25 protein-coding genes are annotated in these 24,908 nt (G+C 60.1%); 11 read left to right on the top strand and 14 right to left on the bottom strand.

Translation table 11 applies throughout. From position 1 onward, the window contains the following. The first annotated feature begins 22 nt into the window (after nucleotides 1-22). From C2U47_RS08635 to add, 4 genes are all read left to right on the top strand, one after another. Nucleotides 23-592, top strand: a complete 570-nt coding sequence (locus tag C2U47_RS08635) for a DUF4124 domain-containing protein (protein WP_010672525.1) — start codon at nucleotides 23-25, stop codon at nucleotides 590-592. A gap of 86 nt (nucleotides 593-678) precedes the next feature. Beyond that, a complete protein-coding gene (gene glnL, locus C2U47_RS08640) occupies nucleotides 679-1,734 on the top strand; it encodes a nitrogen regulation protein NR(II) (protein WP_010672524.1) in 1,056 nt (351 codons plus the stop codon). A 9-nt stretch (nucleotides 1,735-1,743) separates the two neighbouring features. Next, nucleotides 1,744-3,162 carry a nitrogen regulation protein NR(I) gene (gene glnG, locus C2U47_RS08645; protein WP_010672523.1) on the top strand — a complete coding sequence of 473 codons (1,419 nt, stop codon included), beginning with the start codon at nucleotides 1,744-1,746 and terminating at the stop codon, nucleotides 3,160-3,162. Between the two features lie 141 nt (nucleotides 3,163-3,303). Continuing rightward, on the top strand, nucleotides 3,304-4,305 hold the full coding sequence (gene add / locus C2U47_RS08650) for an adenosine deaminase (RefSeq protein WP_049636711.1): 1,002 nt from the start codon (nucleotides 3,304-3,306) through the stop codon (nucleotides 4,303-4,305). A 68-nt stretch (nucleotides 4,306-4,373) separates the two neighbouring features. Here add and hemN read toward each other — a convergent pair whose 3' ends face one another. The 4 genes from hemN to C2U47_RS08670 form a co-directional block, all read right to left on the bottom strand. After that, a complete protein-coding gene (hemN, locus tag C2U47_RS08655; RefSeq protein WP_080988650.1) occupies nucleotides 4,374-5,747 on the bottom strand; it encodes an oxygen-independent coproporphyrinogen III oxidase in 1,374 nt (457 codons plus the stop codon). A gap of 28 nt (nucleotides 5,748-5,775) precedes the next feature. Further along, nucleotides 5,776-6,216, bottom strand: coding sequence for a DUF2489 domain-containing protein (locus C2U47_RS08660; RefSeq protein WP_039039514.1), 441 nt, complete (start codon nucleotides 6,214-6,216; stop codon nucleotides 5,776-5,778). A gap of 11 nt (nucleotides 6,217-6,227) precedes the next feature. Further along, on the bottom strand, nucleotides 6,228-6,809 hold the full coding sequence (gene yihI, locus C2U47_RS08665; protein ID WP_010672519.1) for a Der GTPase-activating protein YihI: 582 nt from the start codon (nucleotides 6,807-6,809) through the stop codon (nucleotides 6,228-6,230). Between the two features lie 800 nt (nucleotides 6,810-7,609). Further along, nucleotides 7,610-8,227: a c-type cytochrome gene (locus C2U47_RS08670; RefSeq protein ID WP_010672518.1), complete on the bottom strand. Its 618-nt coding sequence runs from the start codon at nucleotides 8,225-8,227 to the stop codon at nucleotides 7,610-7,612. Nucleotides 8,228-8,370: 143 nt separating this feature from the next. Between C2U47_RS08670 and yihA the strand changes: the two genes are divergently transcribed. After that, nucleotides 8,371-9,024 carry a ribosome biogenesis GTP-binding protein YihA/YsxC gene (gene yihA, locus C2U47_RS08675; protein WP_049636713.1) on the top strand — a complete coding sequence of 218 codons (654 nt, stop codon included), beginning with the start codon at nucleotides 8,371-8,373 and terminating at the stop codon, nucleotides 9,022-9,024. 980 nt (nucleotides 9,025-10,004) lie between these two features. On the opposite strand, the gene aroE is transcribed toward yihA, so the two are convergent. The 7 genes from aroE to C2U47_RS08715 all read right to left on the bottom strand — a co-directional run bounded on the left by aroE (nucleotide 10,005) and on the right by C2U47_RS08715 (nucleotide 16,062). Further along, the gene (gene aroE / locus C2U47_RS08685; protein ID WP_049636714.1) at nucleotides 10,005-10,826 is read right to left on the bottom strand and encodes a shikimate dehydrogenase; all 822 of its coding nucleotides are present in this window, start codon (nucleotides 10,824-10,826) and stop codon (nucleotides 10,005-10,007) included. 103 nt (nucleotides 10,827-10,929) lie between these two features. Continuing rightward, a complete protein-coding gene (gene hemF, locus C2U47_RS08690; protein ID WP_049636715.1) occupies nucleotides 10,930-11,838 on the bottom strand; it encodes an oxygen-dependent coproporphyrinogen oxidase in 909 nt (302 codons plus the stop codon). A gap of 100 nt (nucleotides 11,839-11,938) precedes the next feature. Continuing rightward, nucleotides 11,939-12,499: a Sua5/YciO/YrdC/YwlC family protein gene (locus C2U47_RS08695; protein WP_049636716.1), complete on the bottom strand. Its 561-nt coding sequence runs from the start codon at nucleotides 12,497-12,499 to the stop codon at nucleotides 11,939-11,941. A gap of 278 nt (nucleotides 12,500-12,777) precedes the next feature. Next, nucleotides 12,778-13,335 carry a DNA topoisomerase family protein gene (locus C2U47_RS08700; protein WP_049636717.1) on the bottom strand — a complete coding sequence of 186 codons (558 nt, stop codon included), beginning with the start codon at nucleotides 13,333-13,335 and terminating at the stop codon, nucleotides 12,778-12,780. Nucleotides 13,336-13,390: 55 nt separating this feature from the next. Beyond that, complete coding sequence (locus tag C2U47_RS08705; RefSeq protein ID WP_010672510.1) at nucleotides 13,391-13,864, bottom strand: DUF494 family protein; 474 nt, start codon at nucleotides 13,862-13,864, stop codon at nucleotides 13,391-13,393. Further along, the gene (gene dprA, locus C2U47_RS08710; protein WP_043153552.1) at nucleotides 13,857-14,972 is read right to left on the bottom strand and encodes a DNA-processing protein DprA; all 1,116 of its coding nucleotides are present in this window, start codon (nucleotides 14,970-14,972) and stop codon (nucleotides 13,857-13,859) included. Before dprA ends, C2U47_RS08705 begins: the two co-directional genes overlap by 8 nt. Before the next feature lies 1 nt (nucleotide 14,973). Then, entirely contained in the window at nucleotides 14,974-16,062 is a 1,089-nt protein-coding gene (locus C2U47_RS08715; protein ID WP_010672508.1) for a LysM peptidoglycan-binding domain-containing protein, read from the bottom strand. Nucleotides 16,063-16,170: 108 nt separating this feature from the next. On the opposite strand from C2U47_RS08715, the gene def reads away from it, so the two are divergent. The 5 genes from def to C2U47_RS08740 all read left to right on the top strand — a co-directional run bounded on the left by def (nucleotide 16,171) and on the right by C2U47_RS08740 (nucleotide 21,980). Next, on the top strand, nucleotides 16,171-16,683 hold the full coding sequence (gene def / locus C2U47_RS08720) for a peptide deformylase (RefSeq protein WP_010672507.1): 513 nt from the start codon (nucleotides 16,171-16,173) through the stop codon (nucleotides 16,681-16,683). A gap of 12 nt (nucleotides 16,684-16,695) precedes the next feature. Next, on the top strand, nucleotides 16,696-17,640 hold the full coding sequence (gene fmt, locus C2U47_RS08725; protein WP_043153554.1) for a methionyl-tRNA formyltransferase: 945 nt from the start codon (nucleotides 16,696-16,698) through the stop codon (nucleotides 17,638-17,640). 60 nt (nucleotides 17,641-17,700) lie between these two features. Next, a complete protein-coding gene (gene rsmB, locus C2U47_RS08730; protein ID WP_010672505.1) occupies nucleotides 17,701-18,993 on the top strand; it encodes a 16S rRNA (cytosine(967)-C(5))-methyltransferase RsmB in 1,293 nt (430 codons plus the stop codon). 74 nt (nucleotides 18,994-19,067) lie between these two features. Further along, nucleotides 19,068-20,444: a Trk system potassium transporter TrkA gene (trkA, locus tag C2U47_RS08735; protein ID WP_049636718.1), complete on the top strand. Its 1,377-nt coding sequence runs from the start codon at nucleotides 19,068-19,070 to the stop codon at nucleotides 20,442-20,444. A 93-nt stretch (nucleotides 20,445-20,537) separates the two neighbouring features. Continuing rightward, a complete protein-coding gene (locus tag C2U47_RS08740) occupies nucleotides 20,538-21,980 on the top strand; it encodes a TrkH family potassium uptake protein (RefSeq protein ID WP_010672503.1) in 1,443 nt (480 codons plus the stop codon). An 82-nt stretch (nucleotides 21,981-22,062) separates the two neighbouring features. On the opposite strand, the gene rmuC is transcribed toward C2U47_RS08740, so the two are convergent. Further along, a complete protein-coding gene (rmuC, locus tag C2U47_RS08745; RefSeq protein WP_049636719.1) occupies nucleotides 22,063-23,394 on the bottom strand; it encodes a DNA recombination protein RmuC in 1,332 nt (443 codons plus the stop codon). After that, nucleotides 23,391-23,606, bottom strand: a complete 216-nt coding sequence (locus tag C2U47_RS08750) for a hypothetical protein (protein WP_010672501.1) — start codon at nucleotides 23,604-23,606, stop codon at nucleotides 23,391-23,393. The genes rmuC and C2U47_RS08750 overlap by 4 nt, the downstream gene beginning before the upstream one ends. Before the next feature lie 137 nt (nucleotides 23,607-23,743). Here C2U47_RS08750 and C2U47_RS08755 point away from each other — a divergent pair, with 137 nt between their 5' ends. Next, nucleotides 23,744-24,256, top strand: coding sequence for a ferredoxin-type protein NapF (locus C2U47_RS08755; RefSeq protein WP_010672500.1), 513 nt, complete (start codon nucleotides 23,744-23,746; stop codon nucleotides 24,254-24,256). A gap of 52 nt (nucleotides 24,257-24,308) precedes the next feature. Here C2U47_RS08755 and C2U47_RS08760 read toward each other — a convergent pair whose 3' ends face one another. Beyond that, on the bottom strand, nucleotides 24,309-24,761 hold the full coding sequence (locus tag C2U47_RS08760; RefSeq protein WP_010672499.1) for an Rrf2 family transcriptional regulator: 453 nt from the start codon (nucleotides 24,759-24,761) through the stop codon (nucleotides 24,309-24,311). Nucleotides 24,762-24,908 lie beyond the last annotated feature (147 nt).

The raw sequence follows: 24,908 nt of genomic DNA on the forward strand, positions 1-24,908 counted from the left end.
GAACCCCGTCAAGGAGAGATGGATGAACACTGTACCCTGGCTGCTGAGCCTCCTGCTGATGGCCTCCTGTTCCGCACAGGCCGCCCGCGTCTACTCCTGGGTCGATCCCCAGGGGGTGACCCACTACACCGATGCCCCTCCTCCCGGCAAGAGCGCAAAAGAGGTGGACCTGCGGGTCTCGCCGCTCATCGGCACCGCCCCCCACTCGGTCCAGGTGGACAACTTCAACAGCCTGACCGGTGTCGATGCCAGGAAAGCCCTGGAAGCGGCTCCCCTGGAGATCGACCTCATCTCTCCGGAACCGGGCAGCACATTGCGCGACAATACCGGCAACATCGTCTTCCAGGGCGAGATCTCTCCCCAGGTCCCGGTGCAATACGATGTGCGCCTGATCCTGAACGGCAAGGCGGTGCCCCTGGTTCACAACAGCCTGGCCATACGGGTGGAAAACCTCGATAGGGGCGCTTACGAGGCACGGCTCGAGTTGCTCGCCAAAGACGGTACGATCCTTGCTAAATCTAAGCCAACCACCTTTTACCTGCACAGGGCGTCGGTGAATCAGGCTCCCAGAGCCGCCCCCAAGGCCAATTAGGGGTGATGTGACGCACCGATGCGGGTAAACTTGATGCACTATATTGGTGCATTCCAGGTGTACAGCACCGTTTTAGGGAGAAACCTGTGCCAACCCGCTCGGACAACGCCAAGACACTCTTGGACAATCTGCTGACCGCCGTCATTCTCATGGATGAACGTCTCTGCATTCAATTCGTCAACCCGGCGGCAGAGCAGCTGCTTTCCCTCAGCGAACGACGACTGATCGGCATCGAACTGCCCCACCTGCTGGAGCACATCTCTCTCGATCTGCAGCGTTTCAAACAGTGCCTCATTTCGGGGCAGGGCTTCACCGACAGCGAAGTCACCCTGGTGGTGGAGGGGGAGCCCAGGCTGGTAGAGATCAGCGTCAGCCCCATGGCCGATCATGAACAGCGACTGATGGTGGTAGAACTGCGCAAGATCGATCAGCAGAAGAAGATCAGCCAGGAGCTGCAGCAACACGCCCAGCAGCAGGCCGCCAAGGAGCTGGTGCGCGGCCTGGCGCACGAGATCAAGAACCCCCTGGGGGGATTGCGCGGCGCGGCCCAACTGCTGCAAAAGGAGTTGCCCGACCCGGCCTTGCGTGAATACACCGGCATCATCATCGAGCAGGCCGATCGCCTACGGGTGCTGGTCGACAGGTTGCTCGGTCCCCAGCGTCCCGGCCGTCACCAGATGCACAACGTTCACTCCGTGCTGGAGCAGGTGCGCCGTCTGGTGGACCTGGAGCTGCCGCCGCAGATCCGCATCGAGCGGGACTACGACCCCAGCATCCCCGAATTCGAGATGGAATCGGACCAGCTGCAACAGGCGTTCCTGAACATAGTGCGCAACGCCGCCGAAGCCCTTGGGGATCAGGACGGCCTCATCCGCATCAAGACGCGCACCGCCTTCCAGATCACCATCCATGGCCAGCGCTATCGCCTGGCGGCCGAAATCAAGATCATCGACAACGGCCCCGGCATTCCCGACGCCATTCGCGACACCCTCTTCTACCCCATGATCACCGGCAAGGAAGGGGGAACGGGCCTGGGCCTCTCCATCGCCCAGAACCTGATCGATCAGCACAAGGGTCGCATCGACTGCATCAGCTGGCCAGGCCACACCGAATTCACCATTTATTTACCACTTCGCAAATAAGGGAACCTCATGACAGCAAAAGTGTGGATCGTCGATGACGACAGCTCCATCCGGTGGGTTCTGGAGCGCACCCTTGGCAGCGAAGGCTTCGAATGCGAAAGTTTCGCCGACGGCGAAGCCCTGCTGAGTTCACTGGAGATGCGCTCACCGGACGTGATCCTCTCGGATATCCGCATGCCGGGCATCGACGGCCTGAGCCTGCTGGAGCAGATCCATCGCCGCCAGGCCGATCTGCCCATCATCATCATGACGGCCCACTCGGACCTCGACAGCGCGGTCAACGCCTACCAGCGCGGTGCCTTCGAATACCTGCCCAAGCCGTTCGACATCGACGAGGCGGTCACCCTGGTACGCCGGGCCGAGAACCACCTCAAGGAGCAACGTACCAAGCGCAAGGCTCGCCAGCAGGAAGCCACCACCACCCCGGAGATCATCGGCGAAGCCCCTGCCATGCAGGAGGTGTTCCGCGCCATCGGCCGGCTGTCGCGCTCCAGCATCTCGGTGCTCATCAACGGCCAGAGCGGTACCGGCAAGGAGCTGGTTGCCCATGCCCTGCACAAGCACAGCCCCCGGGCCCACAAGAACTTCATCGCCCTCAACATGGCGGCCATCCCGAAAGATCTCATCGAATCCGAGCTGTTCGGCCATGAGAAGGGAGCCTTCACCGGCGCCAACAACATTCGTCACGGCCGCTTCGAACAGGCCGATGGTGGCACCCTGTTTCTCGACGAAATAGGCGACATGCCGCTGGACGTGCAGACCCGGTTGCTGCGGGTACTGGCGGACGGGCAGTTCTACCGGGTTGGCGGCCACCAACCGGTGCAGGTGGATGTGCGGATCATTGCCGCCACCCACCAGAATCTGGAGAAGCGGGTCGCCGACGGCGAGTTTCGGGAAGACCTGTTCCACCGCCTCAACGTCATCCGCATCCATATTCCGGCCCTCAAGGAGCGCCGGGAGGACATCCCCCAGCTGGCCCAGCACTTCCTGCTGCGAGCCGCCAAGGAGCTGAACGTGGAGGCCAAGAGCCTGCACCCGGATACCCAGACCTACATCAGCCGCCTCCCCTGGCCGGGCAACGTGCGCCAGCTGGAGAACGTCTGCCGCTGGCTGACGGTGATGGCCTCGGGCCAGGAGGTGCTGGTAGGCGATCTGCCCACCGAGCTGCTGACTCCCATCACCAGCACCGCCGAGCCGGGCCAGCCCGCCCTGACCGGTGGCTGGCAGCAACAGTTGCAGGACTGGGTGGCCGCCAAGCTGGCGCTGGGGGAGACCGATATCCTGGCGGATGCCATGCCCCAGTTCGAACGGATCATGCTGGAGACGGCACTGGATCACACCCACGGTCACAAGCAGGAGGCAGCCCGCCTGCTCGGCTGGGGCCGCAATACCCTGACCCGCAAGCTCAAGGAGCTCGACATTCCCTGAGCCCGCGGGAAAAACGATTCCCATCACGCCTTGAGGGAAAGCCTGACCAATCACACCCCGTTTGCTTGCAAACGGGGTATCTTTTTCAGGCGCCCCGCCTAGAATGGCAGGCTTTCCAACCCGACTCGCAGAAGGTGCCCCATGATTGACAGATCCCTCCCCCTGACCGACCTGCATCGCCATCTGGATGGCAACATCCGCCCGCAGACCATTCTCGAGCTGGGACGTCAGCACAACATCCGACTGCCGGCCGATGAGCTGGAAGCCCTGCGCCCGCACGTGCAGATCGTCGAGAACGAGCCGAGTCTGGTGGCCTTCCTGAAGAAACTGGACTGGGGCGTGGCCGTGCTGGCCGACTACGATGCCTGCCGCCGGGTCGCCTACGAAAACGTGGAAGATCTGCTGCGTGCCGGGATCGACTATGCCGAGCTGCGCTTCAGCCCGGCCTACATGGCGATGACCCACAAACTGCACCCACAGGGCGTGGTCGAAGCCATCATCGACGGCGTGGCCGCAGGCAGCCGTGACTTCGGCATCAAGACCAATCTCATCGGCATCATGAGCCGTACCTTCGGCACCGAGCAGTGCAAGCAGGAGCTGGATGCCTGTCTGGCTCATCGCGATCGCCTGGTCGCCATCGATCTGGCCGGCGACGAGCTGGGCTTCCCGGGCGATCTCTTCACCGACCACTTCCGCCGGGTGCGGGATGCAGGCATGCGGGTCACCGTGCACGCCGGTGAAGCCGCCGGTCCCGAGAGCATGTGGCAGGCCATTCGCGAGCTGGGAGCCGAGCGCATCGGCCACGGCGTCAAGGCCATCCAGGATCCGGCCCTGATGGCCTATCTGGCCGAACACCGCATCGGCATCGAGTCCTGCCTCACCTCCAACCTCCAGACCACCACGGTGGCGAATCTGGCCGATCACCCGATCCGCCAGTTCCTGGCCGCCGGCGTGCTGGCCTGCCTCAATACCGACGATCCGGCGGTGGAGGGGATCGACCTGCCCCATGAATACGAGGTGGCTGCCCCCGCTGCCGGCATGACGGTGAGCGAAATCCGCACCGCCCAGCAGAACGGCCTGATCCTGGCCTTCCTGAGCGAAGCCGAGAAGGCCGAGCTGAGTGCCCGCGCGGCTCAACGCTGAGCAGGGGTAAAACCCAATAAAAAAACCGCCGAAAGGCGGTTTTTTATTGTCCAACGACATTGCCCGGCCTAGATCACCCGGGAGAACTGCTGCTGGCGCGCCTTGTTGCGCAGGTAGACATCGAAGCACATGCAGATGTTGCGGATCAGCAGCTGACCGGTGGAGACCACCTCCAGCCCCTCTTCGGTCATGCGCACCAGACCGTCGTCGATGAAGGTCTGCAACAGATTGAGATCCTCGGCAAAATACTCCTTGAACACCAGGCCGTGGGCCTGCTCCACAGCGGCGAAGTTCAGGGAAAAATCGCAGATGAGGCGCTTGATCACCTCACGACGGATCAGATCGTCCCGATTGAGGGAGCACCCCTTCCACTGGGCATGGCCTAGTGACTCGACCTGGGCGTAGTAGGTTTTGAGATCCTTCTGGTTCTGGGAATAGGCATCCCCCATCATGCTGATGGAAGAGACCCCCAGCCCCAGCAGATCGCAATCCCCCTGGGTGGTATAGCCCTGGAAGTTGCGATGCAGCTTGCCTTCGCGCTGGGCGACCGCCAGCTCGTCATCGGGCTTGGCAAAGTGGTCCATGCCGATGAACTGATAACCCTGGCCGGTCAGGAAGGCAATGGTATCTTGCAGCATGGCCAGCTTCTCCTGCGGCGCCGGCATGTCCGCTTCTTTCAGCTTGTGCTGGGCGGCAAAACGGCTCGGCAGGTGGGCATAGTTGAAGATGGAGAGGCGGGCCGGGTCGGTTTTGAGCACCTCTTCCAGGGTGTGATGGAAGCTCTCCCGGTTCTGGTGCGGCAGACCGTAGATGAGATCCAGATTGGTGGAGCGGAACCCCAGCTCGCGGGCACGGACCAGCATGGCGCGGATGAAGTCGTTGTCCTGCTCCCGATTGACCGCAACCTGGACCGCCTTGTTGAAGTCCTGAACGCCAAGGCTGATGCGGTTGAAACCGAGCTCCCGCAGCACATCCAGCATGGACAATTCGATCTCGCGGGGATCCACCTCGATGCTGATCTCCCCCTCCTCGGCGAAGTGGAAGTGCTCCCGCAACATGGCCATCAGGCGACGAGTCTGGGGTTCGCTCAGATAGGTGGGTGTGCCGCCACCCCAGTGCAGCTGGGTGACCAGTCTCTCCTTGAACAGGGGGGCCTGGGCCTTGATCTCCTGTTCGAGGTAGTCGAGGTATTGATCTGCCTTGTGCTGGTGCCGGGTAATGACCTTGTTGCAACCGCAGTAGTAGCAGAGCTTGTGACAGAAGGGGATGTGCACGTAGAGAGACAGATTGCGTGCAGGATACTGGCCCGCTGCCTGGACAAAGTCCGGATAGCCGAACCCCTCGTTGAACTCCAGCGCAGTGGGATAGGAGGTATAACGCGGACCACTGTAGTTGTATTTTTCGATCAGGGCCTGATCCCACACAATCTGTTCTGCTTGCACGCTTGCTTCCTCTGTCTTTGTCATGGGCTCACCGGCTTAACTGAAAATCCTTCAGTCTGGCGACATCCTCAAGGATCTGCGCCTCCAGCTCGGCCTCGTAGCCGCTGCGTTCGAGATCCATCTTCATCACTTCATTGCGCTTGAGTGCCCGCCTCGCCTCATGGGTCGGCATCTCCTTCACCTTCTCATAGAGGCCGTAGAGCCCCGGGAACTCGGTGGCAAAGGCGCGGCCCCCCTTTATTTGCAAGGCATCCAGCAGATTGGTCAGCCGGATGGCGCCTTCTGAGTAGTCGCACTGACCATCTCGTACCGCGTGGGCGATCACCCTGACACTCTCCAGGATCCGCTCGTTGCGGGCCGCAATGGCGTGCTGCTGCATCTCTTGCTGGCGTTTGAGACGCGCCATCAGGGTGCCGGCATAGACGGCAAGCCCCAGCAAAATCAGGCCACCCAACAGGGCGGCCAGCATCCATCCACTCATCACTTTTTCTTCGGCTCGGGTTTGGCTTCAGGCTGGTAGTCCGCCTGAGAGAAACGCTCCCACAGCTCCTCTTCGGAGGCAGGCTGACTCGGCTCATCAAAATCGGCATCATCAAAATCCATGTCGCCATCTTCGTCATCGTCGTTGTCGATGATACCGAGCTCGTCCATCAGCTCCTGATAACGGTCAACCCGCTGATCGACCCATGCCTGCTCTGCGGCCTCCAGGGTTTCACCGGCATCCAGACGATCCAGCAAGGCATTGAGGCGATCATCATTTTCGATGGACGCCAGCTCCTGCTCGGGGGTCATCACCACCCGCTTCTCTTTCGCAGGCTTGGTCGCCACCGGCTTGCTGCCCTTCTCGTCGGCAATCAGCACGATGGGCTTGCGAGAGCCGATGCGTGGATCCTTGACCTGCTTGGAGCCACTCTTTTTGCCCGCCTGCTCGACCTGTTGGCGGGAGCCCGCCTTCAGGCCCTTGCGCTTGGCGGCGCGCTTGCGCTCACGACCTTCCTGGGCACTGGCATCTGATTCTTTGCGCTTGCCGGTAGGCTTGCGGTTGGGTTGTTTGGCCGACATGAATGACTCCGACAAATAACTGAATGGAAACCCCCGGAGCGTGTCGTCCGGGGAGGATGCTGAAGCGGGGAACAGTAAATATGGAACAAGAGTGGGATCCCGCACCAATTCGACCACGTTGGGTCGCTGAACACCGCAGGATCGGCATCCTCTGGGCATGTTGCTGGTATTTTGACACAGAATGTCTTGGCGGGTTAATGACCCAATAGAAAAAAGGCAGCCGAAGCTGCCTTTTTCCATCATGCGAGTTCCATTCCCTGGTAGCCAATCGCCTTATCCCTGGGCGAACCACGGCGCATCATTTCGTTGGATCATCCTGATCCTTATTGACCAGTCCTGAGTGTGCGTGTGTTTGTTTGTCTAACCCAAACCGGCGACATCCTGCCTCCCATCGGGGTGGTTGCCTCCCGCAGCCCCGCTCATCCCTGGCGGTCACCATCCTGGCTTTTTGCATCTATTGCTCATCGCATGCTCCGAGCAGACATCCTGTCAAACCGAAGACGGGTCTTGCTCCCTCTCTCCGGCCAATCCTGATTGCCTACTGTAACTTCTTCGCTGGATGACTCAATCAACCAAAGCACATTTCGAACTGGTACAAAGTAATGTTCTATTTCTTAATTCATTGAAAAACAAAAAATAAAATAATATACGTGAGCAATCTTTCAGACACGACCAGCCCCGTATATAGAAGATCTCTTACAGCAATGCAGGCTGTTTACGGGCGATCGCTACAACCTCAAAAAAGAACAGGGAACACAATGGTTCCCTGTTCTTTTCAACAAGATAACTAACAGTCTATATCAGTGAAGCCCCGCCACATACTTGGAGAGCGCCTCGATGTCCTGATCCGTCAGCTTCTTGGCCACATCCCGCATCATGCCATTGGGATCGTTGTCGCGGGTCGCCGAACGAAAAGCGGTGAGCTGGGCCTTGATATAGGCGGGATGCTGCCCTGACAGGCTGGGGTACTTCGCTTGCTCGACGCCGGAACCCCGTGGGCCATGACAGGCGGTACAGGCGGCCAGGCCTCGCTCCATGTCTCCCCCCATATAAAGCGCCTTGCCTGCGGCAACCACCTCATCGGGCACGGCAACCGGCGTCACCTTCTGGCTGGAGAAATAGGCGGCAAGATCGTCCATATCCTGCTCGGACAACGGCAACGCCATGGGTCCCATGACGGGCGCAACCCGACCAGTTTGGCCAGAAGCTGCAGCCTTCAGTTCAACTAATTGTTTTTTGATATATGATGCGTGCTGACCAGCAATCTTGGGATACATGTCGACTGGGCTGTTGCCGTCCGGTCCATGACAGGCCGCACAGACGGCAGCCTTGGTTTGTCCCGCAGCGGCATCGCCCTTGGCTTGTGCCATCCCAGTTACGCCAACCATCAGAGCAAGTGTAATGACTAGGTTCTTCATGGCGTTCCAACTTTCTCGTTATTAGGCTTCCAGATCCCATGCCGCTGAAGGCATGTTAAAATAAACGCGTTCAAGCGACGCCATTTTACACTATTTCACAAAAAAGTAACTCTATAACCCTCTATCTCTATGGGGAATTTACGTTGGATACACAAACTCTGAATTTCAATAAGGTGCATTTTGTGACCAGCGCACCCGACATCCGCCACCTGCCAAATGATGGGGGTGTCGAGATTGCGTTTGCCGGTCGTTCCAACGCTGGCAAATCGTCTGCATTGAATACCTTGACCAAACACAAGAACCTGGCACGTACCAGTAAGACCCCTGGCCGTACTCAGCTGATCAACCTGTTTGAGCTGGAACCGGGCAAACGCCTGGTCGACTTGCCCGGCTATGGATATGCCCAGGTTCCGCTGGAAATGAAGCTCAAGTGGCAAAAGTCACTGGCTGAATACCTGCAACGACGGGAGTCCCTGAAAGGGCTGGTGATCCTGATGGACATCCGCCATCCGCTCAAGGAAACCGACATGAACATGCTGGAATGGAGTTCACACCGTGAACTGCCGGTGATGCTGTTGCTGACCAAGGCGGACAAGTTAAGCCCGGGGCCCCGCAACAACCAGGTGATCAAGGTTCGTCAGGCGGTGGCAGAACTGGGCCCGCAGATCCAGGTTGAAGCATTCTCTTCTCTGACCAATATCGGCGTCGAGAAGCTGGCCCAGACCCTGAGCGGCTGGTACCTGTCCGAAGCAGACAACGCCCAGGCAGACGACGAAGATAATCAGAACGAGGAGTAAACGACTCCTCTCCCTGGCTGCAATTGGCGGAGTTGGACCTCCGCTGATTGAAAGGCTTTCATGATCCCCCCATCTCCGAGCCCTCCCTCCCCGCCTTCGCCACCTCTGAAGAAAAACCTCAAAAAATATATTTAAATCATACTGATAGCATGTTTAGACGCGAAAAGAATTAACTAATCATCAACCTGATACCGTTTTCATGGATATCGAGTAAAAAATCAGAATTGAAGGCCGTAACAAACGAAACTGAAATTTAATTACACGATGAGGCAATATAGGGATAAAAATGAGGCCGGTCTTGCCATTGCAAACCGGCCTGAAGAAATGAGTTCAAAAATTTGGGAAAAAGCGAGTTCTCGAGAACAAAGACGATTGGTTTTCCTCAAGAAACGCCTTCATTCTAACAAAGAACGGCAACAATTAAAGCATTTGCTCTAAATGTTGCGCATAAAAAAACGCCCCGACGATGACTCATCGGGGCTGCTATTCAGCCACATTCAATTACGTGAAATAAAAGGTCTGAAAGATAGAACATCTTACCTCTGTACCCTACGCCGACAACTGTACAGCAAAGCAGCAGAAAGTGAAAGTAATTTATGTAATTTAGTTTCAATGGTAGAAAAAAGAAAAAATATTCATAATTTTCATGCAGATAAAAAAATCCCCAGTACGAATACCGGGGAGTTATAAAGGTGACTAGCTAGCACTTCCTCAACTATCCAGTTAGTCAGCAGTCCGTTACAGAAGTTCCGCTGCTTTGAGAAAAAACTCAAAAAAATTCTGCGAGTGACGGCAAAGTAAAAGTAACTTATTGTTATGCAATGGTTTTATAAAAATGGCACCTGTTCTGCCACACACCCACCGCAGAACGACCGTTTCACATCACACGTGCCGTGCCGCATCACGAGGGAGCCCTTATCCAGAGATGCAGAATCTCTACATCAGACCTGCCGACAGCCCAATAGAACGCACAAGCTGGTTCACACGACGCCCAGATTGCGCTGCAACTCTCTCAATACCTGCTTGGTGCCGGGCCGGATCCCTCGCCATACGGTAAAGGCCTCAGCAGCCTGCTCGACCAGCATGCCCAATCCATCCATGGTATGGCGCGCGCCATGTTGTTTGGCCCAGCCGATGAAGGCTGTGTCCGTTGCGCCATACATCATGTCGTAGATCGCGATGTCCGGGTGGATGAGGGTTGGCGCCAAAGGTGGCAACTCTCCTTGCAGACTCGCTGAGGTGGAATTGATGATGAGATCGAACGGCCCCACCAACTGTTCATAGGATTGAGCCGTGATGCTGCCCAGATCCCTGAACTCCACAGCCAGCTGTTCCGCCTTGGCATGGGTACGGTTGACCACGACGATCTCGCCCGGCGCTTCCGCCAGCAGGGGGGCCAGGGCACCACGAGCTGCGCCACCGGCCCCCAGAAGCAGGATCCTGCTACCGGCAAGGTTCACTCCGTGAGCCTTGAGATCGGCGACCAGCCCGGCGCCGTCGGTATTGTCACCCAGCAGCACACCATCATCAGTCAGTTTGATGGTGTTGACCGCTCCCGCCCGCTTGGCCCTGGGGCTCAGCCGCTCCACCAGCCCGAAGGCTTGCTCCTTGAAAGGTACGGTCACGTTGCACCCCTTCCCTCCTTCGGCGAAGAAGTGGTTCAGAGCGCTGGCAAACTCATCGACAGCAGGTTCTGCCAGACCATACTCCAGCGCTTGCTGGGTCTGCCTGGCAAACAGGGTATGAATGAAGGGAGATTTGCTGTGGCGTACGGGGTGGCCAAAAACCAGATAACGATCCATCAAGGCGTTCCTTTTGAGAGCAATATCCCGATTTAACGGGTTTTCTCATGAAGGAACAAGCCGAATATCGGCCAATAAGAAGAGGCCATCATGGCCCCTCTGGTCACAACCACTCGCGCGGTTTGAGGTAGTCGCTGTAGAGCAATGCCTCCGGGCTGCCAGCCTCCGGCTGCCAGTCGTACTCCCAGCGCGCCAGCGGCGGCATCGACATCAGGATGGATTCGGTACGCCCCCCCGTCTGCAGTCCGAACAGGGTCCCGCGGTCGTAGACCAGATTGAACTCCACGTAGCGGCCACGGCGATAAAGCTGGAACGCCCGTTCCCGCTCCCCATAAGCAAGCTCCTTGCGTCGCTCGACAATCGGCAAGTAGGCCGCGAGGTAACCCTCACCCACTGCACGCATGAAGGCAAAGCAGTCGGCAAAGGGCCAGCGGTTCAGGTCATCGAAGAAAAGACCGCCCACCCCGCGCGTCTCGCCCCGATGCTTGAGGAAGAAGTAACGATCGCACCAGGATTTGAACTCGGGATAAATGTCGGTGCCGAACGGCTGACAGAGCTCACGGGAGACCTGGTGCCAATGCCTCACGTCCTCTTCGAACGGATAGAAGGGCGTCAGGTCGAAGCCGCCACCAAACCACCAGATCGGCTCCTCCCCCTCTTTCTCGGCGATGAAGAACCGCACATTCGCATGGCTGGTCGGTACATAGGGATTATGCGGGTGGATCACCAGCGATACCCCCATGGCCTCAAACCTGCGGCCAGCCAGTTCGGGACGATGTGCGGTCGCGGATGCCGGCATGGCATCGCCATAGACATGGGAGAAGTTGACCCCACCTTGCTCGATCACCGCCCCCTGACGCAGCACCCGTGTTCTACCGCCACCACCACCTTCGCGACTCCAGGCATCTTCCACAAAGCGCCCGCATCCATCGGCCTGCTCCAGGCCACGGCAGATATCATCCTGCAATTGCAGCAGGAAGGCTTTTACCTGGGCCACATCCGGTTTGCTCATTTTATCTCCTGTCAGACAGGCATCATGCATGCACTGCCTGCACTTCTCGTATTGTCATGACCTCATCGCACAACCTGCATGAAACAGGGCCGTGCCCAACTCAGGATGGGCGAATAATGGCCCCGGTGAGGGCGTCCTTGATTTCGGACGGGTTGGCTTGCCCCCCGACTTCGCCGGGCAGAATGTAAGCCAGCTGGCTTGCCAGCAGATCGCCAATATCAGCCACCCGACGAGCGGGTTCATCACCGGTTAGATTGGCACTGGTGGACACCAGCGGTTTGCCAAATGCCCGGCAAAGCCCTTGCACCTGGGGATGGCCTGTGACCCGCACCGCCAGGGTCTCGAACTGACCGGTCAACCAGGACGGCGTCGTCGCGCGAGCGGGCATGATCCAGGTGAAGGGACCAGGCCAGCTCGCCTGCACGCGAGCAAGCTGCTCATCGCTGAGCTGGCTCAGGTCGATGTAGTCCTGCAATTGCGCCAGATCTGCCGCGATCAGGATCAATCCCTTCTCCACCGGCCGCTGCTTGATGGCCAGCAGCCGCTGCACGGCGGCTTCGGAATCAGGATCACACCCCAGACCAAACACGGCTTCGGTGGCATAGGCGATAACCCCTTCTCCTTGAAGGGCGGCAACCGCTTGTTCAAATTCATTTGGCATAAGCACATGCGACAGCCACGCTGCCGCCTCTCATCACTGGATTGTATGTTGAACCGACATGACGGCATCGGGGCCATCACTGCTGCGATATGGGCTATATCCCTGCTCCTCTTCAGTCATGCATTTCGGTTCAGACGCTTGAGTGCATCAGTGAACCGAGCAACCGCAGGGAGCTTGAGATGGCGACCAGGTCAGGATCAGGGCAAGTTGGGCGATGTGCATCGGCTCACAACCTCACGCTGACCAGCAATCCGCCTGCCTGATCATGGGCGGCGAGATTATACCCGCTCAATCTGGTGGGAGCATTTCTTTTGCGGGCAGACCCAGCGCAGGTTTCCCCGCACCTTCTTCTCGATCATGATGCCCCAGCCACACTCGGGACAGGGCATGGGAACCGGCTTGTCATTCACCACATACTTGCAGTTAGGATAGGCGTCACACGAGTAGAACTGTTTGCCATAACGGGACGTGCGGCTCACCAGATGACCTTTGCCACACTCCGGGCAGAGGATTTGGGTATCGTCACTCTCCTGAAGGGATTCGATATGCTGACAGGCCGGGTACTGGGTACATCCCACAAACAGACCGTAACGACCCTTCTTGATGGCCAGTGGATGGCCACAATCCGGACAGGACGACCCCTCGAGCACTTTCTCTATATCGCGGCCAGAGGGGGTGAGGGAGCGAATGTAATCGCAAGCGGGATAGGCTGAACAACCAAGGAAGGGACCGTGCTTGCCCTGGCGGATCACCAGTTCAGCACCACACTGCGGGCACGGCTCGCGCTCGAAGGCATGTTCGTGGGCAGAGAAGAGGTGGTGATCGATCTTTGACATGGGCCGCGCCTTGAAATCCAGATGGCCTGAATTCTACCAGCGCGGCACCGGGCTGTCAGTGGATGACGCCGTCCGACTCGTCAAACACCAGCTCTTCCATCTGCTGGTAGGCGTTTTCACTGCCTGGCACATTGAACAGCACCATCATGACGACCCACTTCAGATCGTCCAGCTCGATGTCCGGCTTGTCCAGCTCGAGCAACCGTTCGATGCAGATTTCACGGGTTTCGGCATTCAGCACTTGCGCCTGCTCTAGGAACAGCAGGAAACCGCGACATTCAGTACTGAGGCGAACCAGCTCCTGCGGCGCATAGATCCGCATAGAGCCCTGCTGGCTTGCGGTGACATAGACTTCCCGCTCGCTGTCGTGCAGGTTGGCCAGTCGCTCCAGCCAGTTGAGCGCTTTCTCGATCTCGTCCTTGTCGAAACCGGCCCGGCTCAGTTCGTCGGTGAGTTCATCCTGCTCGACCATCACATCTGCATCGCTGTGGATGTAGGTCTCGAAAAGGTACATCAATACATCAAACATGATTCGCCCTCCTCGCTCTGACGTATCCACCGGCTACCGCCATCACTGCACCAACCAGCTCCAGCTCTACCAACCTGCCCAGTACGACATCGACAGGAAGCCGGGCCCGTTCGGCAACGGTATCCACGCTCGTGGTCTCATAATCTACGTTATCCAACAAATCGGCATAAGGCAATTCGCTATTATGCTGCGCCTCGGAAGAACCGTTGGCAGGTCCAGGGGACAAGACCAGCCTTGGAAACTCTTCCAGGATATCGGCGGCATTCAAGACCAGCTTGGCACCCTGTTGAAGCAGACGGTTGCACCCTGCTGCCTGTGCATTTTGCGGAGCGCCGGGAACGGCAAAGACCTCGCGGCCCTGCTCCAGCGCATAACGGGCCGTGATGAGCGAACCACTCTGTTCTGCCGCTTCCACCACCAGTGTCCCCAGCGACAGGCCACTGATGATACGGTTGCGGCGAGGGAAGTGTTCAGCCAGGGGGCCTTGCTGGGGCGCCAACTCGGAAACAAGCAGGCCTTCCTGCTCGAGGATTTGCATCGCCAACCCCTGATGACGCTTGGGGTAGAGACAATCCAGACCGGATCCCAGCACCGCCAGGGTGATTCCGCCCGATGCCAGCGCCTGCTGATGGCAGACGCCATCGATGCCCAACGCGAGGCCGGAGGTGATCGCCAGACCACAGCCCACCAACTCGGCACACAAGCGTGTCGCATTGTCTTTGCCGGCATAGGTGGGGTGGCGGGTACCCACCATCGCCAACTGTGGCAGGGAGAGGGATGAGACGTTCCCGCGGCAGTAGAGCAAGAGCGGGGCGCCGGGGATCTCTTTGAGCAGGGCAGGATATGCGGGGTCATCGGGACAGAGGAGGTGATTGCCGGGCTCGGCGGCCCAGCTCAATCCCTGCTCCACGACAGGAAGAGGCCATCTCATCTGCTGAATCTGGGCACTCTGCAGACCAAGAACTCGCAGGGCGCCATCATCTGAGTCAAACAGAGTTGTGATGTCACCACCCACATGAGCCAGCAGGCGAGCGGCGGTGACCGGGCCTATGCCTGTAACGGCATCCAGCGTCAGCCATAGCGACAACCGCTCCAGTGGCAAGGACACGTCAGAAATTACTGACCTGATAGCCAGAGCCGACCAGATCCTGACTCTGCAGGATAAGACCGTAACTCAATTTGTCGTAGACCTTGAACAGCATGACTCTGGCAACGGCCTCGGCAGGCAGCGATGACTTGCCGGCAGAATAGAACGCCTTGTCATAAACGGATGAATATTCCCGGTATGACACCTTGCCATTCTTGTCCACCATCTCGGCTCCCGGGCGCAGGATCTCGAGCACATCGCCCGGGGCCACCTGATCACGCCCCCCCTTGTTGATGAGTACCACATCAAATTTGCCCCCACCATGTACCTTACTCGGCAGCTCGATCACATAGCCGGGGGAAATGGAGGGTGCCGCCTTTGGCATGAACACGGCAGAGATGCTCTCCTGCGACGGCAGCGGCATCACCTTGTCGCCCTGATACACCTCACGCCGGTTATGGGTCAGCGTCACTTTGGTGGTGTCGTGGGCAAGGTACTCCTCTGCCCGCACCGTGCCGACAAAAATTGCCTCCTGACCGAGCGACTCGCCGGTATGCTTGTCCTTGTATGCCACCCCCGGGCGATAGAGGCCATAACTCTGGCCCGGGTTCAGGGCTCCTTTCACATAGAGAATGTCGCCCTCCAGCATCCCGACATGCTTGTCATTGTTGCCGAGCACATAGGGCAGGTCCTTGCTCTGCTGGCTGTTGGCCAGAATGTGGTCGGTCTGCAGGAAGGGCGCTATCTCGCTCAGAGGCAAGGTTGGTATGGGATTAGCCTTGTTTTCATAGCGGTTCTTGGGCGAGAGACGGATGACCTGCTTGCCCCCCTGACTGGCTTTGCCGAGCCGAGGCTCACCATTGACCCAGCTCAGGTGCAGCACGTCACCGGGATAGATCCAGTGGGGATTGGCGATCTGCGGATTGATGTTCCAGAGGCGTGGCCAGAGCCAGGGTTCGGCCAGATACTGGCCCGAGATGTCCCAGAGGGTGTCCCCTTTTTGCACCACATAAGTCTCGGGGTAACCGGATTTGAGCGTCAACTGCTGTGCCATGGCGCCACCGGCCAGGGCTGTCGCCAGGCAGGCGACGACGATTTGCTTCAGATACATAACACTCCCTGTTACTTCTGCACGCAAAGTGTTGCTGTTTTTTGTCGGCGTAAATGACTAGAATTACGTCAATATTGACTGCGTTTATATGAAACTAAAGAAAAAATTATGGCCATTCTAGATGTATTGCGTTTCCCCGATGAGCGTCTGCGCACAGTCGCGGCCCCTGTCGAAGCCTTTACACCCGAGTTACAACACATTGTAGATGATATGTTCGAAACCATGTACGCGGAGGAAGGCATCGGCCTGGCCGCGACCCAGGTCGACATTCATCAGCGCATCATCGTCATCGATGTCTCCGAGAACCGCGAAGAACAGCTGGTGTTGATCAACCCGGAGATCTTGGAGCAGTCCGGCAGCACCGGCATCGAAGAGGGCTGCCTCTCCGTGCCCGGCAACCGTGCTCTGGTTCCGCGCGCCGAGTGGGTCAAGGTCAGGGCGCAAGATCGCCACGGCAACACCTTCGAGCTGGAAGCGGACGATCTGCTCGCCATCTGCATACAACATGAGATGGATCATCTGGTCGGCAAGCTGTTTGTGGATTACTTGTCCCCGCTCAAGCGCCAGCGCATTCGTCAGAAGCTGGAAAAGATGGCCCGTGAAGATCGCAAAGTCCTCTGAGGATCCGCTCCATTGAACAAGCTGAAACTGATTTTTGCCGGTACCCCCGACTTCGCCGCCCGTCATCTGGCGGCGTTGTTGTCTTCCGGCCACGAGGTCGTCGCCGTTTATACCCAGCCGGACAAGCCCGCCGGTCGCGGCCAGAAGCTCACTGCCAGCCCGGTCAAGGAACTGGCGCTGGCCCACGATCTGCCGGTCTATCAACCTGCCTCCCTGCGCAATGAAGCGGCGCAGGCCGAACTGGCCGCTCTGGGTGCCGACCTGATGGTCGTCGTGGCTTATGGCCTCATCCTCCCCAAAGCGGTGCTCGATACGCCGCGTCTGGGCTGCATCAACGTGCACGGCTCCCTGCTGCCACGCTGGCGTGGTGCCGCCCCGATTCAACGCTCCATCTGGGCGGGGGATGCCGAAACCGGCGTCACCATCATGCAGATGGATGTGGGGCTGGATACCGGCGCCATGATCCGCAAGGTAATCTGCCCCATCGCCAGTGATGAGACCTCTGCCAGCCTCTATGACAAGCTGGCCGGTCTGGGCCCGCAGGCACTGGTCGATACCCTGGACGCCATGGCTGCCGGCGATACCGCTGCCGAGCCCCAGGACGATGCGCTGGCCAACTACGCCGAGAAGCTCTCCAAGGAAGAGGCCCGCATCGACTGGTCGATGGACGCCGTTGCCATCGAACGCTGCATCCGAGCCTTCAACCCCTGGCCCATCAGCTGGTTCGACGTCGCCGGACAGACCGTCAAGGTGTGGCAGGCCGAGGTCGTCGCACAGGATCACGGCCAGGCAGCCGGCACCCTGCTCAAGGCCGACAAGCAGGGGATCGAGGTTGCCACCGGTCAGGGGGTGCTGCGCCTGCTGACCCTGCAACCTCCCGGCAAGAAGGCCATGTCCGTTTCGGATCTGCTCAACTCTCGCCGCGACTGGTTTGAACCTGGCACGCAACTGATTTGATCTGGATTGAATTGACACAAGCGGGGCCCTGGCCCCGACTTGTGCATCTAAGGTAACGCTATGAAAACACGCGCACAGGCTGCTCTCGTCATTCAACAGGTGCTGGATCAGGGCCAATCTCTCTCCGCCGTTCTGCCTGCTGCCCAGGAGAAGGTCGCCCCTCGCGATCGCGCCCTCCTGCAAGAACTCTGCTACGGCACCCTGCGCTGGCTGCCCCGCCTCGATGCGGCGGTCAGCGAGATGATGGACAAGCCGCTCAAGAACAAGAGCCGCATCTTCCACTACCTCATCCTGGTCGGCCTCTACCAGCTCATCTATACCCGCATTCCGGCTCACGCCGCCGTGGCCGAGACCGTCAACGCCGTCAAGCTGCTCAAGGGTTCTTCCCTGCGCGGCCTCATCAACGGCGTACTGCGCAACTTCCAGCGCAGCGCCGAAGTGATCCTGCTGCGCATCGACCGCGTCCCCAGCGTCCGCCTCGGCCACCCCGAATGGCTCACCAAGCGCCTGCGTCAGGCCTATCCCGATGACTGGGAGTTCATCATGGAGGCCAACAACCAGCGCCCGCCCATGTGGATCCGCAACAACAGCCAGCGCCAGAGCCGCGAGGCCATGCTGGCCCGCATGAGCGAGGCGGGCATCCCGGCCATGGCCGGTGTGGAAGGGGAAGATTGCATCCTGCTGGAGCGCCCCTGCGACGTGACAAAGCTGCCCGGCTTCGAGCAGGGTGACTGCTCGGTGCAGGACGGTGCCGCCCAGCAGGCCGCCGCCCTGCTCGATCCCCAGCCGGGAGAGTGGGTGCTGGACGCCTGCGCCGCCCCCGGCGGCAAAACCGCCCACCTGCTGGAACGCCAGCCGGCCCTTGCCGGCGTGGTTGCCGTCGACGCCGACGACAACCGCCTCAAGCGGGTGCAGGAGAACCTGGATCGCATCGGCCTTCAGGCCCAAGTGATCCACGGTGATGCCAGCACGCCGGATCTGTGGTGGCCACAGGGGCAGTTCGACCGCATCCTGCTGGATGCCCCCTGCTCCGCCACCGGCGTCATCCGTCGTCACCCCGACATCAAGTGGTTGCGCCGGGATCAAGACATCCGCGAGCTGGCCGAGCTGCAACGCCGCATTCTCGATGCCCTCTGGGGCAAGCTGAAGCAGGGCGGCACCCTGCTCTACGCCACCTGCTCCGTGTTGCCGGAAGAGAACCGGGAGCAGATCCGCGCCTTCCTGGCCGATACCCCGGATGCCCGCCTGGTGCCGTTGCATGCAGAAGACACCCCGGCCTGTCCGGGTCGCCAGTTCCTGCCCGGCGAGGCGGAGATGGACGGCTTCTACTATGCCAAGCTCATCAAGCTGTAGGCCGAACCGGCGGATGGCAGGCCCGGTGACGGGCCGCCTCATTACGAAGCAACAACCTTGAGTAAGATGGCCTTATGAAAATCATCATTCTGGGCGCAGGTCAGGTGGGTGGCACCCTGGCTGAGAATCTCGCCGGCGAGAACAACGACATCACCATCGTCGACACCGATAGCGAGCGCCTGCGCGAACTGCAGGACAAATTCGACCTGCGGGTGGTGAATGGCCACGGCGCCCATCCCAGGGTGCTGCGCGAAGCCGGCGCCCAGGATGCCGACATGCTGGTCGCCGTCACCAACAGCGACGAGACCAACATGGTCGCCTGCCAGGTCGCCTACTCCCTGTTCAACACCCCGAACAAGGTGGCGCGCATTCGGTCTCCCGCCTATCTGGTGGAGCGGGATCGCCTGTTCCTGCCCGAATCCGTCCCCGTGGATCACCTGATCGCCCCCGAGCAGCTGGTGACTGACTACGTGCGTCGCCTGATCGAGTATCCGGGGGCGTTGCAGGTGGTGGATTTTGCCGACGGCAAGGTGGGCCTGGTGGCGGTCAAGGCCTATTACGGCGGCCCCCTGGTGGGCAATGCGCTCTCCACCCTGCGGGAACACATGCCCAACATCGAAACCCGGGTCGCCGCCATCTTCCGCCAGGGGCGCTCCATCCGCCCCCAGGGCACCACCATCATCGAAGCCGATGACGAGGTGTTCTTCGTGGCCGCGGCGGGCCATATCCGCGCCGTGATGTCGGAGCTGCAACGCCTCGAGAGCCCCTACCGGCGCATCATGATCGTCGGCGGCGGCAACATAGGCGCCGGCCTTGCCCGCCAGCTAGAGAAGCGCTACAGCGTCAAGCTCATCGAGCGCAACCAGAAGCGGGCGGAGCAGCTCTCAGAACACCTGGAACACACCATCGTCTTCTGCGGCGATGCGGCGGATCAGGAGCTGCTGGCGGAGGAGCACATCGACCAGATCGACGTCTTCATCGCGGTCACCAACGAGGATGAGGCCAACATCATGTCGGCCCTGCTCGCCAAGAAGATGGGGGCCAAGAAGACCATGGTCCTGATCCAGCGCGGCGCCTACGTGGACCTGGTACAGGGCGGCTCCATCGACATCGCCATTTCCCCCCAGCAGGCCACCATCTCGGCCCTGCTGACCCATGTGCGCCGTGCCGACATCGCCAACGTCTACAGCCTGCGCCGCGGGGCGGCCGAAGCCATCGAGGCGATCGCCCACGGGGACGAGAACACCTCCAAGGTGGTGGGCAAGACAGTGGGCGATCTCAAGCTGCCCCCGGGCACCACCATAGGCGCAGTGGTGCGCGGTGATGAGGTGCTGATCGCCCACGATCGTACCCAGATACAGCAGGATGACCACGTGGTGATGTTCCTGGTGGACAAGAAGTACATCCCGGAAGTGGAGCGTCTGTTCCAGCCCAGTCCCTTCTTCCTGTAAGCCGGCCATGTCTCTGGCAACGGTATCCGGACCCGGCCCCTTTTCTCAGGAAAGGTCCGGGTCTTTTTTCAATCAACGACCAGGTTTTCTTGCATGATCAAGCTGCATCCCATCGTCTTCACGCTCGGGCTGGTGCTCTCCAAGCTGGCGCTCTTCATGTGGCTGCCCACCCTGCTGGCCCTGCTGACCGGTTCGGAAGGTTTCGTCGAATTTCTCAAGTCGGTCTTGATCACCCATGGTGCCGCCCTGCTCTGCCTCCATTACGGTCGCAAGGCAGAGTTTCACCTCGGCGTGCGGGAAATGTTCCTGCTCACCACCTCGGTCTGGGTGGTCGCTTGCGTCTTCGGGGCCCTGCCCTTCGTCTTCATCACCCATATCGACTTTGCCGACGCCTACTTCGAGACCATGTCGGGGGTCACCACCACGGGATCCACCGTGCTGTCGGGGCTCGACGGCATGGCCCACAGCATCCTGCTGTGGCGATCCATCCTGCAGTGGCTGGGCGGGGTCGGCTTCATCGTGATGGCGGTGGCGGTGCTGCCCTACCTCAACGTCGGTGGCATGAAGCTGTTCCAGACCGAGAGCTCCGATTGGTCCGACAAGAGCGCCCCCCGCGCCAAAACGGTGGCCAACAACATAGTGCTGGTCTATCTGGTACTCTCCATGCTCTGCTTCCTCGCCTACTGGGTGAGTGGCATGAACCTGTTCGAAGCGGTCAACCACGCCATGACGACCCTCAGCACCGGCGGCTACTCCACCTCCGATCAATCCATGTCCCACTTCTCCCACGCGGCGCACTGGATAGGCACCCTCTTCATGTTCCTCGGTGGCCTGCCCTTCCTGCTCTATGTGCAGGCTCTCTCCCGCCGTGACAACAGCCTGTTCAAGGATGCCCAGGTGCAGGGCTTCTTCTGGCTGATCGTCTGGGTGACCCTGGTCGTCACCTTCTATCTCTGGGTGAGAGACATCTACGGCTTCATGGATGCCTTGCGCATCAGCAGCTTCAATATCGTCTCCGTGCTTACCACCACGGGTTTCGGACTCGGCGACTTCGGCACCTGGGGCCCGCTCACCACCATTATCTTCATCATCCTGCTGGCACTCGGCGCCTGCTCCGGCTCCACCTCGGGCGGGCTCAAGATCTTTCGGGTCCAGGTGGCCTTCGCCCTGTTCAAGAAACAGATGCGCCAGCTGATGCACCCCTCCGCCGTGTTTCCCCAGAAGTACAACGGCCGTCCGGTCAACGACGCCATCATCCGCTCCCTGATCTCCTTCGTGCTGGTCTACTTCGCCATCATCCTGCTGATCGCCGCCCTGCTCGCCGCTATCGGGCTGGACCCCCTGACCGCCATCTCGGGCTCCATCACCGCCGTCGCCAACGTGGGCCCGGGCATGGGGCCTGTCATCGGTCCCAGCACCAACTTCGCCAGTCTGCCGGATGCGGCCAAGTGGATACTGTCGTTCGGCATGCTGCTGGGACGCCTCGAGATCCTGACGGTGGCGGTACTCTTCTTCCCCTCCTTCTGGAAGCAATAAGCAGCCGTCCAGGCTGTTGCATGAAACGAAAAGGGCAGCCAATGGCTGCCCTTTTCGTTGTCCCGGCGAATGACGATTCCCCTCAGTCCGCCGACTCCTCCCGCTCCAGCGCCCTGTCCACCAGCGCGTCCGGCAAGGGCTTGGTCACCTCGACCCCCAGCTCGCGAAAGCGCTCGGCCTGGGCGATCAGGTTGCCACGACCGTTGACCAGGCGGCCCATCGCCTTGTCGTAGCTCTCCTGCGCCTTGTGCAAGCTGCCCCCCATCTGCTGCATCTCCTCCACGAACAGCCGCAGCTTCTCGTAGAGGCGGCCGGCCCGCTCCGCTATCTGGCGCGAGTTCTGGTTCTGCCGCTCGTAGCGCCACAGGTTCTCTATGGTGCGCAGCGCCACCATCAGGTTGGTAGGGCTCACCAGCAGGATGTTGTGTTCCAGCCCGTAGCGCACCAGGGAAGGGTCCGCTTCCAGGGCAGCGAGGAAGGCAGGCTCCACCGCCACGAACATCAGCACATAGTCCAGGGTGCGCACCCCGGGCAACTGCTGGTAATCCTTGCGGCCCAGCTCGCGGATATGGTTGCGCACCGAGGCGACGTGCTCCTTGAGCGCCACCGCCTTCTCCAGATCGTCAGCGGCGTTGTACCAGCGCTCATAGGCGGTCAGCGACACCTTGGCGTCGATGATGATGTCCTTCTCCTGGGGCAGGTGGACGATGACGTCGGGTTGGTAGCGCTTGCCCTTGTCCACCTCGATGTTGACCTGGGTGTGGTACTCATGCCCCTCGCGCAGGCCGCACTCGGAGAGGATCCGCGCCAGCACCACCTCCCCCCAGTTGCCCTGCTGCTTGCTGTCGCCCTTGAGGGCCCGGGTCAGCGCCGCCGCCTCTTCGGTCATGCGGGCGTTGAGCTCGGCAAGGCGCTCCAGCTCGAACTTGAGGTTGTGGCGCTGGGCCGTCTCCTGGGCGTGGGTCTCTCCCACCTGGCGGCGAAAGCCCTCCAACTGCTCTTTGAGTGGAGTCAGCAGGAGATCCATGCTGTTCTGATTCAGTTCGCGGAAGTTTCCAGCATTTTGTTCAAAGATACGATTGGCGAGGTTCTCGAACTGCTGACTGAGGCGCTGCTCAGCCTCTTGCTGCAACTGCAGCTTCTCGGCGCTGGCGATGCGCTCGCTGCGCAGAGTCGCCTCGGCCTCCTTGAGGCGGGCGGTGAGCTTGAGCAGCAGGGTCTGCTGCTGATCCAGCTTCTGCTGAGCCAGCATCTTCTCGTCCTGCAGCGCGTCCCAGCGGTCCTGCAACCCCTGATGACGCTCCTCCAGCAGCAGCGCCTCTTCACGGCCGCTGCGCCGCCCCCACCACCAGCCGAACAGCAGCGCCAGCCCGCCAGCCAGCATGGCAGGCCACCAGGTCAGCAGCGGGGTCATCTGCGCCCCCGCTGGCGCAGGAAGAGTTCGAGATAGCGGTTGAGCAGCAACCAAATCAGCACATAGAGCAGGTAGGCCGCCAGCACCACCCACTTGTGGCTGTTGACCCCGGTATCCAGTTCACTGAACTCGATACCCTTGAGATGGCAGTAAGCCCACATCAGCAGGGGGAAGACATAGAGCAGAGAAGCACGCCACAGAAATAGCCACATGAGTTCATTCAATCCCGCAAAAAGACCCGCCTAGCTTACACAAGGGCAACCCGGCTTGCGATCCTGCCCGCCGCTATTCTCTGGCTTGCCGGCCTAAAACTGGATAAAATTAACCCCTAATAGGTATAGAGGTGGGCATGACGCATTTTTTCTGTCGCTGGCTGGCACACGCATGGGGGAGCCCCCGCAGACCCGAGGTGGTCTGCCATGAGGCACGCCCGCCCTGGGCCATCGACGAGTCCCAGTTCCTCACCCTCTGCACCCGTTGTGGCGACTGCTTCAAGGCGTGTCCCAACGGCCTCATCAAGCCCGCCGATCGCCCCGAATATGACGGCAGCCCCATCGCCGGTACCCCAGTGCTGGATCTCGCCTGTGGCCAGTGCAGCTATTGCGGCAGCTGCGCCAGAGCCTGCCCCACGGGCGCACTGGATCTCTGCCTCGGCCGTCAGGTGCAGACCCGGGTCAGGATAGAGGCGAGCTGCCAAGCCCGTCAGGGCTACTATTGCCTGCTGTGCGAAGATGCCTGCCCCCAGCAGGCGATCAAGGTCGGCAGCGAGGGAGTGACCGTCAACATGGCCGCCTGCGATGGCTGCGGCGCTTGCGGCCTCGCCTGCCTGCACGGAGCCATCACCCTTGTGCCCCAGCTCTGACCGCTGGCAATGACAGAGGGGCCCGCAGGCCCCTCTGTCATTCACCGTGGCATCATGCCATGGTCAGGATATTATCCTGCTCTATGCCGAGAAGGTGGCACAGACGAGTGGGATCCCGCACCGCATCCGCCAAAGTGTACTCCCCCAGCACCTCCAGGAAGGCGTGCATGGCGCGGCGTAGAATGCCCTGGATGCGGCAGCCCCCGGAGAGACGGCAGTTTTCGCGCTTGCAGTCCACCGGGCAGAGCACGTGCTCCATGTCCATCACCACATCGCGCAGGTTGATGGAGACGGCGGCACGGCCGAGGCGGATGCCCCCATGCTTGCCACGCACCGTCTCGATGTAACCCTTGATGCCGAGCTGATGCACTATCTTGACCACGTGATTGCGGGAGATGGCGAAGGTGTCGGCCACTTCCGTGATGGTCGACAGGCGATCACCGGGCTGGATGGCCAGGAAGGTCAGGGTACGCAGGGCGTAGTCGGTAAATCGTGTCAGTTGCATGGTCGCACTTGCCTCTTACTACAAGCCAGAAATCAGGACGACAGCCGGTGGCCAAAGAGGGGGTCTGCACATGCGTGCGCACGGGATGGGCTTCTTCGACCGAGTCGTGAAGTCACAAGGGTAAGAGCAGCCCGGGCGGGTGTCGAC

This window comes from Aeromonas sp. ASNIH7, from assembly GCF_002903485.1.
In the GTDB taxonomy this organism is placed as follows: domain Bacteria; phylum Pseudomonadota; class Gammaproteobacteria; order Enterobacterales; family Aeromonadaceae; genus Aeromonas; species Aeromonas caviae.